This window comes from Sphingomonas faeni (assembly GCF_040407495.1).
Classification (GTDB): Bacteria; Pseudomonadota; Alphaproteobacteria; order Sphingomonadales; family Sphingomonadaceae; genus Sphingomonas; species Sphingomonas faeni_D.
This window is the reverse complement of record NZ_JAPZPP010000002.1, coordinates 780,756-796,222: the sequence shown is the minus strand read 5'-3', so window position 1 is coordinate 796,222 and position 15,467 is coordinate 780,756. Positions and strand designations below refer to the sequence as shown.

Sequence of the window (15,467 nt, the reverse complement as noted above, 5' to 3'; positions counted from 1 at the left end):
ATGCTGACCCCAGACCAAGCCCGCGACCGCGCCCACGACATCGTCCAGCGCGCGAGGGCGGCGGGTGCCGACGCCGCCGACGCGGTCTTCGCCGCCGACGCAGCGCTCGACGTGTCGATCCGCCTCGGCAAGCTGGAGGATATCGGCCGCTCCGAGAGCGAGGATCTGGGCCTGCGCGTATTCGTCGGCCAGCGTTCCGCGAGCGTCTCCACCTCCGACCTATCGACCGCCGCGATGGATGCGCTGGTCGAACGCGCGGTGGCGATGGCGCGCGAAGCCCCCGAGGACCCGTGGGCAGGCCTGGCCCCCGCCGATCGCCTCCTGCACGGCATTACCCCAATGCTAGGCCTCGACGACGGCGGCGAAGCCAGCCCCGAGCAACTCCGCGACGCCGCGCTTGAGGCCGAAGACGCCGCCCGCGCCGTCCCCGGTGTCTCGAACAGCGAAGGCGGCGGCGCCAGCGCCTCGCGCAGCGTCTGGGCTTTGGCCACCAGCCACGGGTTCGCCGGCGCCTATGCCGCAACCGGCTACGGCGTGTCGGCCAGCGTGCTCGCAGGCGAAGGCGGCAACATGCAGCGTGACTACGCGCACAGCAGCGCCCGCCTCCGCGCGCATCTCGAAGCGCCCGAAGCGATCGGCCGCCGCGCCGGCGAACAGGCGGTCGCGCGGCTCAACCCCGGCCGTCTCGTCAGCGGCGCCACTACGATCGTCTACGACCGCCGCGTTGGCGGATCGCTGGTCGGCCACATGCTCGGCGCGATCTCAGGCCAGGCGATCACGCGAAAGACCAGCTTCCTGCTCGATTCGCTCGGCAGCCAGGTTTTCGCGCACGGCATCACCATCCGCGACGATCCGCACCGCCCGCACGGCCTTCGCTCGCGCCCGTTCGACGGCGAGGGCCTGCCCGTCTCGCCGAGCGACATCATCGAGGACGGCATGCTCGAACGCTGGCTGCTCGACTCCGCCTCGGCGCGCCAGCTCGGCCTCGAACCGACCGGCCACGCCGCCCGCGGAGTCGGCGGCGGCCCCGGCGTTTCGACCAGCAACGTCTTCATGGAGCCCGGCCATGTGCCGCTTGAAACGCTCATCGCCGACATCGAGTCGGGCGTCTACGTCACCGAACTGATGGGCGGCGGGGCGAACGGCGTGACCGGCGATTACAGCCGTGGCGCATCGGGTTTCCGCATCGAGAACGGCCAGATCACCACGCCGGTCGCCGAGTTCACGATCGCCGGCAACGTCAAGGATATGTTCCTCGCAATGACCCCCGCCAACGACCTCGAATTCCGCTACGGCGTCAACGTGCCGACTCTCCGCGTGGAGGGCATGACGGTGGCGAGTGGCTGAGCGGCGGCCCAGTTCTGGGCGATCTCCGGAACGGTCGCCGGCATGGCTGCGCGCAATGGCGGATGCGGTAGCTAAGATTGCCGCGGAGGCTGGTGCGATGGCGCTCGACCGCTTTGGCACCGACTTTCAACGTTGGGAAAAGACCCCCGGCAGCCCGGTCTGTGAACTCGACATCGCGATCGACCGCATGCTCAAGGCGCGGCTGTCGACTTTGCTCCCCGAGGCCGGCTGGCTCTCCGAGGAAACCGCCGACAACGCCGATCGCCTAGCCCATGACCTGCTCTGGGTAGTCGACCCGATCGACGGCACCCGCGACTATATCCGCGCCCGTCCCGGCTGGTGCGTCTCGGTCGCCTTGGTCGACCGCGGCAAGCCGGTAATCGGCATCCTCGAAGCCCCGTCCCGCGATGAACGCTGGCACGCGGTCGCAGGGCAGGGCGCGACGCGCAACGGCGTACCGCTAAAGGCCGGCAACCGCACCGACTTCTCCGGCAGTCGCACGCCCGTAGACGCCCTCCCCAAAGCCGACCGCGACCTCGTCATGGTCCACAAACCCAACTCGATCGCCCTACGCATCGCCATGGTAGCCGCCGACGAAGCCGACCTCGTTGCCACGCTCCGCTGGGGCAACGAATGGGACATCGCCGCCGCGATCCTCGTCGCAAGCGAAGCGGGTGCGACGGTGAGCGATGCGCTCGGCGCGGCGCTGGTCTTCAACAAGCCGCGCCCGCAGGCGTTCGGCGTGCTGGCGTGCACTCCAGGTATTCACGCGGCGGCGGTCGAGCGGTTGGCTGACCGGGCACGCTCCGTGCTGGTTTGACGGCAATGATGGGTGGAAAGCAGACGGGCGGCTTTCAGGCACGAAACGATGGTTGGACTTTATATAAGGACTCCCGTTCTCGTTTAGGGATTGATTCTGTTCTCAATGGTCTCGGGTGTTAGAAAACCGCTCAGATTCTCTCTCTGATGCACGCTAATCTTATGCGTAGCTGATCCGTCAGTCGCTTACCTACTTTCCTCCCGAAAATTGTGACCAAGCCATGAGAGATCAACTGCGCGCTCTCGCCGACCATTACCTTGCCTATCTGGAGGTGTTTGATACGATCGACCTCGCCGCTCCCCATGCGGATTATAGATGGGGCCATCTGCCGAGCGAACTGTCTGGCACTTGGCTCGCTTATCGGGAAATGTTCGATGAGTTTTCGCGTGAAATCGCGAACACGATCAATCAGCTTATCAATAAGGAGCAGCGCTTCGGCGGGTGGGAGAAGGTAGTCGTCAACCTTGACGAAGACGCCTTTAATAATGTCCTGTTCGAATTCATCGAGCCGATCGCAACGCTAGCGCTAAACCTTCCGGCAGTGATTCGCGAACGCGTAATATTTGCTTCCGCGCATCTAATGCATCAGGCCAATCGGGCCTTGGACCATGCTGTTTGGAACGACGATCTCCCTGCTGATCATAGCATTAAGGCGAATAATCTCGAGCATTACGGTTCGAATTGGGGTGCCACTCCGAAACTGATTTCAGAGCTTAACCTGCTTGCGACGCAGGACGACTACAAAGCCGCGACGGGCAATTTTCGTAATAGATATCACCATCGCTTTCCAGCGCACGTGGGTCTTGGCTTCACGGGCGGAGCTACCCGCCATGTCAATCCGACCACTAAACGGGCAAGCTACGCGATTGGCGACGGCGAACCACTCAGTCTCAAAGATATTCGGCAATTTTTGCATGTGCAGATCGGCTATGCGCACAACGTTTATAACGCCTTCAAGACGCTGATACGTGAGCAAGAGACGATGATTATCCGTTGGGAGAGCGAGCACGGCATCGTCATTGAAAGAGCTGAAGGCTAACTCACGGAACTGTTCATACTTAAAGGAATGGCTTTCCGGAACCTGGATTGTATGTCTGACTGTCTAGGTCTGGACGATTAGCTACCGATGTCCTGAAAGGATGCGTTTGCCTTTGGTTCGGCTGGTCAGGTGAAAATGCGCACACCGATCGCAGCGATAGGCCCTCAGCGGTACGCGTCCGGTCTGCGCCACGACGAGCGCGTCGGCTTCGGAGACGAAGCGCGCCTTTCTGCGGCAGACGCTGAGCCGGGTACGCTTCACCCCCTTAGTCCTTGTACTTCATCTCCAGGAAGCGACCGCGGGTCGAGAGATTGTCGAGGTCGCTCTGTGCGAGGCGCGCGGTCATCTCGCCGATTTCCTGCTCGATTAGCTTTAGCCCATCGACAAGTTCGGCGTCGGGCGAGCGGCCGTTGCGTGGCGTGGTGCGCAGTGACGTCGGGACCTTCTCGTAATCCTTGACGAAGGCGGGGAGTTGTTCGCCGATCAGCTTTCGCACGTCGACGGCTTCCTGCGTGTTTGCATCCAGCGTCGCGAGCTGCGGCGTCAGCGTTTCGAGGCGCAGGCCGATCCGGTCGACCAAAGTCATTGCGGGCGCGGGGAGGGCGGGGCGTTGCGCTTCCAGCCAGCGTTCGGTCTGTGCGGGGAGGGCACGGATATCGACCGCCGCGAGGCGCTCGGGCGTGGGCGCGCGTTCCGCCGGCCAGACCGCGAACAACACCGTGGCGGCGACCAGCAGCGCCATCATCAGCATCGCGCCGCCGATCCCGAGCGGGACGATCCAGCCGATCACCATCGCCGCGATCAGGATCGACACGTCGGCGACCGCGATCCGGGTCAGCCGCTTGCCGATCGCCTGCGTCTGCCGCGCCCGCCCTCGCGATGGCGAGCGTGCGATGACGGTGCCCGTCCGGTCGTCGGAAATGCGCGACCAGGAGGCGCGGGCGCTGGCGATGGCGTCGTCGACTTCGCTCACGAGGGTTACATCGCCTCCAGCTTGAACGGGCTAGGCGACGGTCCGCCCAACTGCCCCTGCGTCGCACCCTCAGCACGCGCGATATACCCACGGGACTTGTCGACCTCGTTCGACAGCGCGCCGACGGTGACCTTCATCGAATCGAGCGCCTTCAGCTTGAACACGTCGATCGCATCCATCGTGTCGTAGATGTTCTGGAACGCGCGTTGGAGCGTCTCCAGCGGGATCGTCGCCGACGCCGCCTGTTCGTGGATCTGCGCGGTCTGCGACTTCAGCAGCTTGCCGGTCGAATCGATGATGTTCGCGGTGGTCGTGTTGAGCGCGGTGATCTGCTCCAGCACCAGCTTCTGGTTGGTCAGCGCCTGCGCCACCGTCACCGCGGTGCGCAGCGCCGAGACGGTCGTGGTCGAAGCGCGATCGACGCCCTTCACCAGCTCGACATTGTTCTTCTTGACCAGGTCGAGCGCGAGATAGCCCTGCACGGTCACCGCCATCTGAGTCAGCAGATCCTGCGTGCGCTGGCGCGTGTAGAACAACGCGGTCTCGCGGATCGCCTTTGCCTTGGCGGGATCGGTGTGGTCGAGATCGTTCGCGACGTCCTCCAGCTTGGCGTCCATCGTCTTCGACAGATGGATCATCTGCTCGAGCCGCCCCATCGCCGCCCACAAATTCGCGCGCTCGGTATCGATCGCGGCATTGTCCATCAGCAGCTCGTCCTTGCCCGAGCCGAGACTCTTCAGGATCTGCGCGATGTGCGTCTGCGACGATTTGTAGCCGTCGAAATAGTTGCGCATCTTGCCACCGAACGGGATGATCCCGAACAGCTTCTGCGGCGCGGTGAGGTTGCCCTTCTTGCCCGGATCGAGATCCTCGACGACGCGGCGCAGCTCGGCGAGATCCTTGCCGACGCCGGTCTCCTGATCCATCGCCTTGACCGGGCGATCGAGGAAACGGTTCGACTGGCCGGCGGCGTCGCGGATTTCCTTCGCGCCCATCGCGGTGATGGCGTCGACCCGCTTGCCGAATTCGGGCGAATTGACGTCCTGCGCGACGAGATCGGTGACGAAGCCGGACACGCGCTCCTCGAGCTGCGACTTTACCCCGGCATCGACGGGCACCAGCCCGGACGCCTTCGCGGCCGCGACCGTGGGCACCGGATCGGGCGGGGTCAGCACCAGGCCCGGCTCTTCCGTCAGCGTGTTCGGGGTCGTCGCCATACTCGTGTCTCCGTTCGGTGGGGCATCGTGGCTGCAACCCGCCCCGCGTTCAAGTGGCGTATATAGATAATACACTCAGGCTTGCCAACCGCTCTCCTTGAAACCGGGCGCGCGCGTGGACAGCTTGTCGGCGACATCACAGGAGTTCCAGCATGCGCGCCATCGGCTATACCAAGTCGCTCCCGATCAACGATCCGCAGTCGCTCGTCGATCTTGATCTCCCCAAGCCCGAGGCTATTGGCCGCGACCTGCTGGTCGAGGTGACGGCGGTTTCGGTCAACCCGGTCGACACCAAGATCCGCCAGCGTCGCGAAGATCCGGACGGCAAGCCGCAGGTGCTCGGCTGGGACGCATCGGGCGTCGTCGTCGCGGTCGGTCCAGACGTGACCGGGTTCAAGGTCGGCGACGACGTGTTCTACGCGGGCGCGATCGACCGACCCGGTACTAATTCCGAATATCATCTCGTCGATGAGCGCATCGTCGGCCACAAGCCGGCCTCGCTCGATTGGGCGCAGGCGGCGGCGCTGCCGCTGACCTCGGTCACCGCGTGGGAGACGCTGTTCGACCGGCTCGACGTGCGCAAACACGTCCCCGGCGCGGCGAACGCGATCCTGATCATCGGCGGGGCAGGCGGGGTCGGCTCAATCACGATCCAGCTCGCGCGGCAGCTCACCGACCTGACCGTGATCGCCACCGCCTCACGCGACGAGACGCGCGGCTGGGTCGAGGATCTCGGCGCGCATCACGTGATCGACCACCGCAAGCCGCTCGCTGCGCAGGTCGAGGCGCTGGGGATCGGCGCACCGGGGTTCGTGTTCTCGACGACGCATACCGACGAGCACATCGCCGAGATCGGCGAACTGCTCGCGCCGCAGGGCCGGCTGGCGTTGATCGACGATCCGAAGACGCTCGACATCGTGCCGCTCAAGCAGAAGTCGATCTCGGTGCACTGGGAGCTGATGTACACGCGCTCGCTGTTCCAGACGGCGGACATGGGCGAGCAGGGGGTGTTGCTCGACGAGGTCGCGCGATTGGTGGATGCGGGGACGATCCGGACGACGCTCGCGGAGAATTTCGGGCGAATCGACGCTGCGAATTTGCGGAAGGCGCATGAGCGGATCGAGAGCCACACGGTCAAGGGGAAGATCGTGCTGGAGGGATTCTGAGTTCGAGGAACGCCACCACCCCGGCGAAGGCCGGGGCCCAATTGGGGGACGCTGCTAACGGATGGCGGCACGTCGTTATTACCACCTTCCCAATTGGGCCCCGGCCTCCGCCGGGGTGGATAGAGTGGAGGGCGAACGACTCCTTCTTGTTCCCCCGCGAACGCGGGGGCCCAGGAGCCAGGGAGGACACCGCTCGTGACCCTGGACCCCCGCTTTCGCGGGGGAACGGCTTTGGGCTGGTGTGGGGCACATCACCTGCCGAATGAGACTGGCGGCAACCAAAACACACGATACGCTGCGGATCATGCTCCGCCCGCTGATCCTCGCGCTCGCCCTCCTCCCCGCGGCCGCCGCGAATCGCCCCCCGCCAGCCGACCCGCTAACCGCCACGATTCACACCGAAGACGCCGACCGCTTCGCAACCCTGTTCGCTAAAACCAAGGGCAAGCCCACCGCCGCGCAACTCAAACGCGACTATCTCGACAAGGGCAGTTTCGGGATCGGCGTCTTCACCCCCGGCCGGATCGTCGACGCGGACACGCTCGCGCGCGCCATCGCCGCCAACCCGACGCGGTATGCACAGGCGATCAAGACCTGCCTCCCCGCCGCCAAGGCCGCGACCGCCGATCTCCGCTCGATCTATCTCGGCCTCCACGGCGCACTCCCCGACGTGAAGCTCCCGCAAGTCTATATAGTCTTCGGCGCCAACACCTCGGGCGGCACCGCCAAGCCTGGCGCGCAGGTGCTCGGCCTCGAAGTCCTCTGCCGCATGTCGCCGACGCCCGAGAAACTCCGCCAGACGCTCCGCCATTTCTTCGCACACGAGACGGTGCATTCCTTCCAGCAGGACGCCGGCATGACGCTCGCCCGCGACCCGCTGCTCACCGCGATCCTCGTCGAGGGCGCGGCGGACTTCATCGCACAACTCGTCACCGGCGAGGAGCCCGACGCCGCCCGCGCCGCCTGGGCCACGTCGCGCGAGGCCGAACTCTGGCGCCAGATGCAGGCCGACATCGCGCTCACCCGCAAGCTCACCGACAAGGACGACCCCGAGGAAGGCTCGCCCGAAGCCAAGGCCTATGCGCGCTGGATCGGCAACTACTCCACGCCGCCCGCCGGCTGGCCGCCCGAACTTGGCTATTGGATGGGGCTGAGGATCTGGCAGCGTTACTACGCCGCCGCACCCGACAAGCACGCCGCGCTGAGGGCAATGCTGGCGGTCCGCGATCCCCGTGCTATTCTCGCCGCCGGAACATACAAGCGCCGCGGAGGTTCCCTCTAAAGGCGACGAAATGCCGCTGCATCTTCCCGCGGCGCAACAATTACGCTATGGCGCGCGCCAACCCCGTTCCTCGATCAAGAGAATACATTCATGAGCCTCCGCAACGTGGCGATCATTGCGCACGTCGATCACGGCAAGACGACGCTGGTCGACCAGCTCTTCCGCCAGTCCGGCACCTTCCGCGACAACCAGCGCGTCGAAGAGCGCGCAATGGATTCGAACGACCTCGAAAAAGAGCGTGGCATCACCATTCTCGCCAAGCCGACCTCGGTCGACTGGACCCCTCCCGGCGAGTCCGAGAGCATCCGCATCAACATCGTCGACACGCCCGGGCACGCCGATTTCGGCGGCGAAGTCGAGCGCATCCTGTCGATGGTCGACGGCGTCGTCCTGCTGGTCGATTCGTCGGAAGGCGCGATGCCGCAGACCAAGTTCGTCACCGGCAAGGCGCTGGCACTCGGCCTGAAGCCGATCGTCGTCGTCAACAAGGTCGATCGCAACGACGCGCGCATCCAGGAAGTGCTCGACGAAGTGTTCGACCTGTTCGTGTCGCTCGACGCGAATGACGACCAGCTCGACTTCCCCGTGCTCTACGCATCGGGTCGCAACGGCTATGCCTCGACCGACATGGACGCGCGCGAAGGCACGCTGATCCCGATGTTCGAGACGATCGTGAAGCACGTGCCGCCGCCCGCCGTGGAAGTCGCCGGCGTGCCGTTCACCTTCCTCGTCACGCTGCTCGACCGCGATCCGTTCCTCGGCCGCGTCCTCACGGGTCGCGTCAATTCGGGTACCGTGAAGACCAACCAGGCGATCCACGCGCTCGATAACGACGGCAAGATCATCGAGACCGGTCGTGCGTCCAAGATCATGTCGTTCCGTGGTCTCGAGCGCGTTCCCGTCGACGAAGCCAAGGCCGGCGACATCATCTCGCTCGCAGGTCTCTCGGTCGCCACGGTTGCCGACACGATCGCCGACATCACGGTGACCGAGCCGCTGCACGCGCAGCCGATCGATCCTCCCACGCTGTCGATGCGTTTTGCCGTGAACGATTCGCCGATGGCGGGCCGCGAAGGCAGCAAGGTGACGAGCCGCATGATCCGCGAGCGCCTGTTCCGCGAAGCCGAGTCGAACGTCGCCGTGAAGGTGACCGAGGCGGCCGACAAGGACAGCTTCGAAGTCGCCGGCCGCGGCGAGCTTCAGCTGGGCGTGCTGATCGAGACGATGCGCCGCGAGGGCTTCGAGCTGGGCATTTCGCGTCCGCGCGTGCTGTTCGGCGAGGACGAGAACGGCAAGAAGACCGAGCCGTACGAGACCGTCATCATCGACGTCGACGAGGAGCATTCGGGTACCGTCGTCGAGAAGATGAACACGCGTAAGGCCGAGCTGACCGACATGCGTCCGTCGACCGGCGGCAAGACCCGCATCACCTTCTCGGCGCCGTCGCGCGGGATGATCGGCTATCATGGCGAATTCCTGTCCGACACGCGCGGCACGGGGATCATGAACCGGCTGTTCGAGAAGTACGGTCCGCACAAGGGCGCGATCGAGGGCCGCAAGAACGGCGTGCTGATCTCGAACGGTTCGGGCGAGGCGAACAACTACGCACTGGGTCCGCTAGAAGAGCGCGGCATCCTGTTCGTGGGCCACGGCGAGGCTCTCTATGAGGGCATGATCGTCGGCGAGAACGCAAAGCCGGACGACCTCGAGGTCAACCCGATGAAGACCAAGGCGCTGACCAACTTCCGCGCGTCGGGCGGCAAGGACGACCAGGTCCGCCTGTCCCCGCCGAAGCGCGCGACGCTGGAGCAGGCGATTGCGTACATCGACGACGACGAGATGGTCGAAGTCACGCCGAAGTCGATCCGCCTGCGCAAGCGCTTCCTGGATGCCAATGAGCGCAAGCGCGCCAGCCGGGCTAAGCAGAGCGCGTAAGCTAGGCACGGCGAAGCCGGCCAAGCTTACAAGCTCGGCCGGCCTCGCTCAGGCGAGGTCCGACGACGCGGCTTTGCCGCGGCGCGCTGTGCAAGAAATGCAGAAGGGCCGGGGGGAAACCTCCGGCCCTTTTGTTTTGTGCTAGAAAGCCGCGGGCTGCATCTACGCCGACGGCAACGCGAGCGGTCGGAAATCAAAACGGTACACCTCCCCGGCGAAGGCCGGGGCCCAGATGGAAAGGTCGCAGTAACGCGGCGCTGCCCTTCGTTAGCGACGTCCCCCAACTGGACCCCGGCCTTCGCCGGGGTGGTGGCTATTTCTAGGATATGAGGGCATTCTCAACTTCCTCTCCCGCGGGGAGAGGAAGAGACGCGAAGGCGGCGAAAGGTGAGGGCACGGAGCGCTACCGTAAGCCCCCCACCCTCAGGCAGCAGTAATCCGCCCACCCCGCGCCAACATCTCGCCGCTCGTAACGATCACCCGATCCCCCAGCTTAACCTGCTCAAAAATCAACTTCGCAAACGCAGTCGGCACCCCGACGCACCCATGCGTCGCGTACTTTCCATCCATCAGCGCGCTACCGTGGATCGAAACCCCGTCATTGGTCAGCCGCATCATGTACGGCATAGGCGCTCCGTACAGGTTAGACACATGATGCGCGTCCTTCTGCGTGATCTTAAACACGCCAAGCGGAGTCGGCTTCTCGTCCGCGCCATAGATCACGGCCGCCGTCCCGATCTCGTACCCGCTGCGAAAGATCGACAAGGTCTGCGCCACCAGGTCGACGGTGATCACGATCGGCCCCTCGGGCACGCCCTCGGTATCCCAGTAATACGCGCCATGCCGCAAAGGCTCCGGCACGTTCAGCACCCGCTTCACGACATACGCATCGGCCGGGTCCTCCGCAGCGACGGCAACGGGCTTCGGCGCCGCTTTCGCAACCGGCGCGGCGATCCGAGCCACCCGCGCAGGCGCCTCGACCACCCGTACCTTTACCGGAGACCCGGACAAGGCCAGCCCACCGATCAGCACCGCACTCCCGCCGAGCACGGCAAAGGCGATCGCTCGCGTCGTCAACATCCTGCGCATCGCCGCACCCTACCCGATATTCGTGAACATTGCCCAGCCGTGCCGCGCCGCCCGTGTCCCCGCACGGGACCAGCACCGCGAGCTATACCGTGGGTTAACAAGTCGTTCCGAACCAGTTCAGGCCGAATCACCTAAATCCTGAAACACGGTCGGACACTTATGCGTTTGTCCCAAGCGGACCGGGCGTAACTAGTAACGGAGTTCGGAAGAGATGAACGGATTTTTCAAGAAGGCAGGCCTCGGCGTGGCACTCGCCGCAACAGCTCTGACGGCAGCAGCACCAGCCGACGCGCAGCGTTGGGGACGCGGCGGCTATGGGCGCGGCTACGGCGGCGGCTGGCACGGCCATCGTGGCGGCGGCAATGCGGCCGGCGCAGCGGTGCTCGGTGGCATCCTCGGCCTCGGCGTAGGTGCGGCGATTGCCAGCAGCAACAACCGCAATCGGTACTATGACCGCGGCTACTACAACGGCGGCTATTACGCGCAGCCACCGGTGGCGTATTACAACCCGCCGGTACGCACCTACTACCGCGAGGATTATCGTCCGCGGTGCTGGAACGAGTGGCGCGTCGACCCCTATTACGGCGACCGGGTCGCGGTGCAGGTCTGCAGCTGATCCGACCACAAGGTCGCACGGAGGCGTCGGGAGCAATCCCGGCGCCTCTTTTGCGTCCGGTGCCTTTTTTCTGGCGCGTGCCCGGTGCTTGCCGCTAGACGCGCGACCATGACCGACACGCCAAACACCCCCGAGACCGAAGCCGCCGCCACCCCGGCCGCAACCGGCGACACGCCCCCCGATCGCCTGTCGATCAACCAGCGCAGCCCGTTCTTCCAGCAGGACCTGCTCGAACGCGGCATCGGCATCCGCTTCAAGGACAAGGTCCGCCACGACGTCGAGGAATATTGCATCTCGGAAGGCTGGATCCGAGTCGCGCTCGGCAAGAAGGTCGACCGCAACGGAAACCCGCTGACGCTGAAGCTGGTCGGGCCTGTGGAGGCTTGGTTCGAGCGTCCGGCGGCTACGGACGAAGACGAAGGCTGACCCGATCTTCCCCCCTCCCTGAAAGGGAGGGGCCGGGGGTGGGTAGGCCAGCTTGAGCCGCAACCGCCCGAGCCCGCCAACAGGCCGACCCACCCCCAACCCTTCCCTTCCAGGGAGGGGCGTGAGGTGAAGCTTAAGCCTCGACGCCCTCAAGCGCCTCGCTAGCCTCGAGCCACTTCGCCTCGCTGGCCTCCAGCTTCGCATGCACCTCGGCGCGACGCTTGCTCAGATCTCCCATCGACATCCGCGAGAAGCGCGGCTCCGCATTCGCCGGATCGACCATCGCGCGGTCCAGAGCATTACGCTCCTTGGTGAACTTGGCGGTCTGCTCCTCGATCTCGCGAAGGGCCTTGCGCAGCGCCGCGTCGTTGCTCTTCGCCTCGGCCGCAGCCTTCTTCCCGGCCTTCTTGTCGGCCTTGGACGCCGCATCGCCCTTGCCGCTATCGCCCTTCAAGACGAACGCGATGTAGTCGTCGAGGCTGCCGTCGAATTCCTTCGCCGTCCCGTCATCGACCAGCACCAGCCGATCCGCGGTAAGCTCCAGCATATGCCGATCATGGCTAACCAGCACCACGGCGCCGGTATAGGCGTTGAGCGCCTGCACGAGCGCCTCACGCGCATCGACGTCCAGATGGTTGGTAGGCTCATCGAGGATCAGCAGATGCGGCGCATCGCGCGTGATCAGCGCCAGCGCCAGGCGCGCCCGCTCGCCACCCGACAGCTTGCCGACCCGGGTCGTCGCCTTGTCGCCGGAGAAGCCGAAGCGCCCCAATTGCGCGCGCACCGCCGCCGGGGTCGCGCCCTTCATCAAATGCGACATGTGCTCGATCGGCGAATCGGTCGGATCGAGTTCCTCGACCTGATACTGCGTGAAATACCCGACCTTCATCTTGCCCGACGACGACATCTCGCCGTCCATCGGCGTCAGCTGCGCCGCCAGCAACCGCGCGAGCGTGGTCTTGCCGTTGCCGTTGCGCCCGAGCAGCGCGACCCGGTCGTCGGGATCGAGCCGCATGTTGAGCCGCTTCAGGATCGGCACGTCGGCATAGCCCACCGTCGCCATGTCGAGCGTGATCAAAGGCGGGCGCAGCTCGGTCGGGTTGGGGAAGCCGAACGACAGCGTCGGATCGTTGTAGCTCTCGGCGATCGGCTGCATCTTCGACAACATCTTCTGCCGCGACTGCGCCTGCTTCGCGGTCGAGGCCCGCGCGGAGTTCTTGGCGATATATTCCTGCAGCTTTTCGCGCTGCACCGCCTGGTTGGCCCGCGCCGCCTCGATCTGCGCGAGGCGCTCCGCACGCTGCCGCTCGAACGCGTCGTAGCCGCCTGGATACAGCGTGATCTTGCCGCCCTGCAGATGCAGGATGTGATCGACCACGTTGTTGAGGAAATCGCGCTCGTGGCTGACCACCACGATCGTCGCCTTGTAGCCCTTGAGGAAGTCCTCGAGCCACATCACCGCTTCGAGATCGAGATGGTTCGAAGGCTCGTCGAGCAGCAGCAGGTCCGGTTGCGAGAACAGCAAAGCGGCGAGGGCGACGCGCATCTTCCAGCCACCCGAGAAGCTGTCGAGCGTGCGCGCCTGCATGTCCTCGTCGAACCCGAGGCCGAGCAGGATCTGCGCGGCGCGGGCGGGCGCGGTATAGGCGTCGATCGCGATCAGCCGCTCGTACACATCGCCGAGCCGGTCGGGATCCTCGCTCGTCTCGCTCTCGATCATCAGCGCGGCGCGCTCCAGATCGGCTTCGAGCACGGTCTCGAACGGCGTCTTCACGCCGTGCGGCGCTTCCTGCGCGAGGTAGCCGATCCGCGCGCCCTTGGGCATGTCCGCCGAGCCGTCGTCCGGCTCCAACTGCCCTGCGATCACGCGCACCATCGTCGACTTGCCCGCGCCGTTGCGCCCGATCAGCCCGACGCGCGAGCCTGGCGGCAACGCGGCGGTGGCGCCATCGAGGATAACGCGTCCGCCCAGGCGCACCGTGATATTGTTCAGGTTCAGCATGCGCGTGCCGTTAGCAGATGCAGCATGGTTTTGCGAGGGTTGGGGTATCTTCCGCGATCGAGCAGTCAGCTATCGATCCAAGAAGAAGCAGTTCCCCCGCGAAGGCGGGGGCCCAGGATCACAAACGCTACCCTCGAGACCCTGGACCCCCGCCTCCGCGGGGGAACAAGAAGGGCAGTGCCGCCACCAAAACTATCCCGCATTATTCCCACCCCGGCGAAGGCCGGGGCCCAATTGGAAAGGTGGTCGTAACGGAGCGCCATCCGCCGTTAGCAACGTTTCCCAATTGGGCCCCGGCCTTCGCCGGGGTGGTGCCGTTGGGGTGGTTAGGTTTCGTCCGACACTACCGCGTCGTCGCCGGTACCACCGCCGATCAGTGCAGCCGCTCGCCTACCAACGTGAACCCGCACCCCCGAAACCAACCGCGTAGGCACGATCGCCGCACCCGCCATCGTCGAACCAGAGCGCAGCACCCCCCGGTGCACCGTCACCCCATGCAGCGCATCGGCCGGCTCCGCACCCGAGTCCGCAACGTCGTCCCGATTGCCATAATGCACCGAAACGCCAGCAACCTGCGCCGCAACCGCCGCCACGCCACCACCGCTCGCGAAACCACCACCCCGAACCCCAGGCTCGACCCCAGCATAAGCCTGCCGAAACGTCAGAGCCCGCTCCAACGCCCCCTGCCAGCGATAGAACACATGCGCCCCAACGGTCGTAATCCGTGCAAGACTCGATGCCCACCACGGCAGTATGCTGGTGGTATGAAACGACGTCGCCGCCCCAACCGGCGCGTACACGCTCCCGCCCAGCGCCGCGCTCGCCACCGCCCGCGCCCGATCCCAAGCCCCTGGCTCGCGCGCCCGGTTCATCGAACCGTCGCACGTAAAGCTGAACTGGCACCCGGTCCGCCGCTCGGCCCCCTGATACACCACCCCACAAACGCTGTTCGGAAAGGCCCGGTCGCGCACCCGGTTCAACACCACCTGCGCCACCGCCCGCTGCCCATCCTCGGACTGCGACCGCGCCTCGTAATACACCGCCGCAGTCAGGCAGTCGGCTGCACGGCTAGCATCATCAACGGAGTTCGAAGTCAGAAACGGCGGAGCAACGAACGGCGCCGCAGCCGCAAACGGCGCATCGGGGGCCGCCGTCGCGATCTTCGCCGAAATGTCATCGGGCACATGCAACGACATCCGGCTCAGCAAGGCTCGCGAGTTCCGCTCCGGCTGGACCCGGGCGATCGGCGCCGGCCGATCCGCCGGCACGCACGACGTCGCCATCACCAACGCGGGCAGGCTGATCAGCGCGTGGCGGTAAAGGCCGTAACCCGACGTCTTCATCCCCCCGCTCTAGGCCGCGGGGTTTAGGGACTGGTTAATGGCCACGGGAAACGGGGGAAGCGCCCGCTAAGGGAGCGCACCCACGTCATCCCGACGAAAGTCGGGACCTCGATCGGCAGGGACGGACGTGGAACGGCGCGCTCCCGAAAGCTCGCCCCGACCACACCCCCCACGTCCGTGATCCTGACTTTCGTCAGGATGACGGACGCGCG

At 65.4% G+C, this 15,467-nt stretch carries 13 protein-coding genes; 8 read left to right on the top strand and 5 right to left on the bottom strand.

The window, feature by feature from the left end:
• From O6W96_RS08700 to O6W96_RS08690, 3 genes are all read left to right on the top strand, one after another.
• Nucleotides 1-1,347, top strand: a complete 1,347-nt coding sequence (locus tag O6W96_RS08700) for a TldD/PmbA family protein (protein ID WP_353469161.1) — start codon at nt 1-3, stop codon at nt 1,345-1,347.
• Between the two features lie 55 nt (nt 1,348-1,402).
• The gene (locus tag O6W96_RS08695; protein ID WP_353469160.1) at nt 1,403-2,167 is read left to right on the top strand and encodes a 3'(2'),5'-bisphosphate nucleotidase CysQ; all 765 of its coding nucleotides are present in this window, start codon (nt 1,403-1,405) and stop codon (nt 2,165-2,167) included.
• Between the two features lie 220 nt (nt 2,168-2,387).
• Entirely contained in the window at nt 2,388-3,206 is an 819-nt protein-coding gene (locus O6W96_RS08690) for a hypothetical protein (RefSeq protein WP_353469159.1), read from the top strand.
• A 265-nt stretch (nt 3,207-3,471) separates the two neighbouring features.
• Here O6W96_RS08690 and O6W96_RS08685 read toward each other — a convergent pair whose 3' ends face one another.
• Both O6W96_RS08685 and O6W96_RS08680 read right to left on the bottom strand, forming a co-directional pair.
• Nucleotides 3,472-4,179, bottom strand: a complete 708-nt coding sequence (locus tag O6W96_RS08685; protein WP_353469158.1) for a hypothetical protein — start codon at nt 4,177-4,179, stop codon at nt 3,472-3,474.
• 5 nt (nt 4,180-4,184) lie between these two features.
• Nucleotides 4,185-5,396, bottom strand: coding sequence for a toxic anion resistance protein (locus O6W96_RS08680; RefSeq protein WP_353434871.1), 1,212 nt, complete (start codon nt 5,394-5,396; stop codon nt 4,185-4,187).
• A 152-nt stretch (nt 5,397-5,548) separates the two neighbouring features.
• Here O6W96_RS08680 and O6W96_RS08675 point away from each other — a divergent pair, with 152 nt between their 5' ends.
• The 3 genes from O6W96_RS08675 to typA all read left to right on the top strand — a co-directional run bounded on the left by O6W96_RS08675 (nt 5,549) and on the right by typA (nt 9,779).
• Nucleotides 5,549-6,562, top strand: a complete 1,014-nt coding sequence (locus O6W96_RS08675) for a zinc-binding alcohol dehydrogenase family protein (RefSeq protein ID WP_353469157.1) — start codon at nt 5,549-5,551, stop codon at nt 6,560-6,562.
• Nucleotides 6,563-6,824: 262 nt separating this feature from the next.
• Nucleotides 6,825-7,844: a DUF2268 domain-containing putative Zn-dependent protease gene (locus tag O6W96_RS08670; RefSeq protein WP_353469156.1), complete on the top strand. Its 1,020-nt coding sequence runs from the start codon at nt 6,825-6,827 to the stop codon at nt 7,842-7,844.
• Between the two features lie 90 nt (nt 7,845-7,934).
• Nucleotides 7,935-9,779: a translational GTPase TypA gene (gene typA, locus O6W96_RS08665; protein ID WP_056051990.1), complete on the top strand. Its 1,845-nt coding sequence runs from the start codon at nt 7,935-7,937 to the stop codon at nt 9,777-9,779.
• Between the two features lie 423 nt (nt 9,780-10,202).
• Here the strand turns inward: typA and O6W96_RS08660 are convergent, their stop codons facing one another.
• The gene (locus O6W96_RS08660) at nt 10,203-10,868 is read right to left on the bottom strand and encodes a L,D-transpeptidase family protein (protein WP_353469155.1); all 666 of its coding nucleotides are present in this window, start codon (nt 10,866-10,868) and stop codon (nt 10,203-10,205) included.
• Between the two features lie 211 nt (nt 10,869-11,079).
• Between O6W96_RS08660 and O6W96_RS08655 the strand changes: the two genes are divergently transcribed.
• Nucleotides 11,080-11,484, top strand: a complete 405-nt coding sequence (locus tag O6W96_RS08655; protein ID WP_056489939.1) for a hypothetical protein — start codon at nt 11,080-11,082, stop codon at nt 11,482-11,484.
• Nucleotides 11,485-11,592: 108 nt separating this feature from the next.
• Nucleotides 11,593-11,910: a DUF3297 family protein gene (locus tag O6W96_RS08650; RefSeq protein WP_353469154.1), complete on the top strand. Its 318-nt coding sequence runs from the start codon at nt 11,593-11,595 to the stop codon at nt 11,908-11,910.
• Between the two features lie 133 nt (nt 11,911-12,043).
• On the opposite strand, the gene O6W96_RS08645 is transcribed toward O6W96_RS08650, so the two are convergent.
• Together O6W96_RS08645 and O6W96_RS08640 are read right to left on the bottom strand one after the other, a co-directional pair.
• Nucleotides 12,044-13,912: an ABC-F family ATP-binding cassette domain-containing protein gene (locus tag O6W96_RS08645; protein WP_353469153.1), complete on the bottom strand. Its 1,869-nt coding sequence runs from the start codon at nt 13,910-13,912 to the stop codon at nt 12,044-12,046.
• 326 nt (nt 13,913-14,238) lie between these two features.
• A complete protein-coding gene (locus O6W96_RS08640; RefSeq protein ID WP_353469152.1) occupies nt 14,239-15,255 on the bottom strand; it encodes a cell wall hydrolase in 1,017 nt (338 codons plus the stop codon).
• Nucleotides 15,256-15,467: the final 212 nt, after the last annotated feature.

Excerpts from the sequence above, each read along its gene's own strand:
- O6W96_RS08700 (WP_353469161.1), top strand. The coding sequence starts at position 1 with ATGCTGACCCCAGACCAAGCCCGCGACCGCGCCCACGACATCGTCCAG.
- O6W96_RS08695 (WP_353469160.1), top strand. The coding sequence starts at position 1,403 with ATGGCGGATGCGGTAGCTAAGATTGCCGCGGAGGCTGGTGCGATGGCG.
- O6W96_RS08690 (WP_353469159.1), top strand. The coding sequence starts at position 2,388 with ATGAGAGATCAACTGCGCGCTCTCGCCGACCATTACCTTGCCTATCTG.
- O6W96_RS08680 (WP_353434871.1), bottom strand. The coding sequence starts at position 5,396 with ATGGCGACGACCCCGAACACGCTGACGGAAGAGCCGGGCCTGGTGCTG.
- O6W96_RS08675 (WP_353469157.1), top strand. The coding sequence starts at position 5,549 with ATGCGCGCCATCGGCTATACCAAGTCGCTCCCGATCAACGATCCGCAG.
- O6W96_RS08670 (WP_353469156.1), top strand. The coding sequence starts at position 6,825 with ATGAGACTGGCGGCAACCAAAACACACGATACGCTGCGGATCATGCTC.
- typA (WP_056051990.1), top strand. The coding sequence starts at position 7,935 with ATGAGCCTCCGCAACGTGGCGATCATTGCGCACGTCGATCACGGCAAG.
- O6W96_RS08660 (WP_353469155.1), bottom strand. The coding sequence starts at position 10,868 with ATGCGCAGGATGTTGACGACGCGAGCGATCGCCTTTGCCGTGCTCGGC.
- O6W96_RS08655 (WP_056489939.1), top strand. The coding sequence starts at position 11,080 with ATGAACGGATTTTTCAAGAAGGCAGGCCTCGGCGTGGCACTCGCCGCA.
- O6W96_RS08650 (WP_353469154.1), top strand. The coding sequence starts at position 11,593 with ATGACCGACACGCCAAACACCCCCGAGACCGAAGCCGCCGCCACCCCG.
- O6W96_RS08645 (WP_353469153.1), bottom strand. The coding sequence starts at position 13,912 with ATGCTGAACCTGAACAATATCACGGTGCGCCTGGGCGGACGCGTTATC.
- O6W96_RS08640 (WP_353469152.1), bottom strand. The coding sequence starts at position 15,255 with ATGAAGACGTCGGGTTACGGCCTTTACCGCCACGCGCTGATCAGCCTG.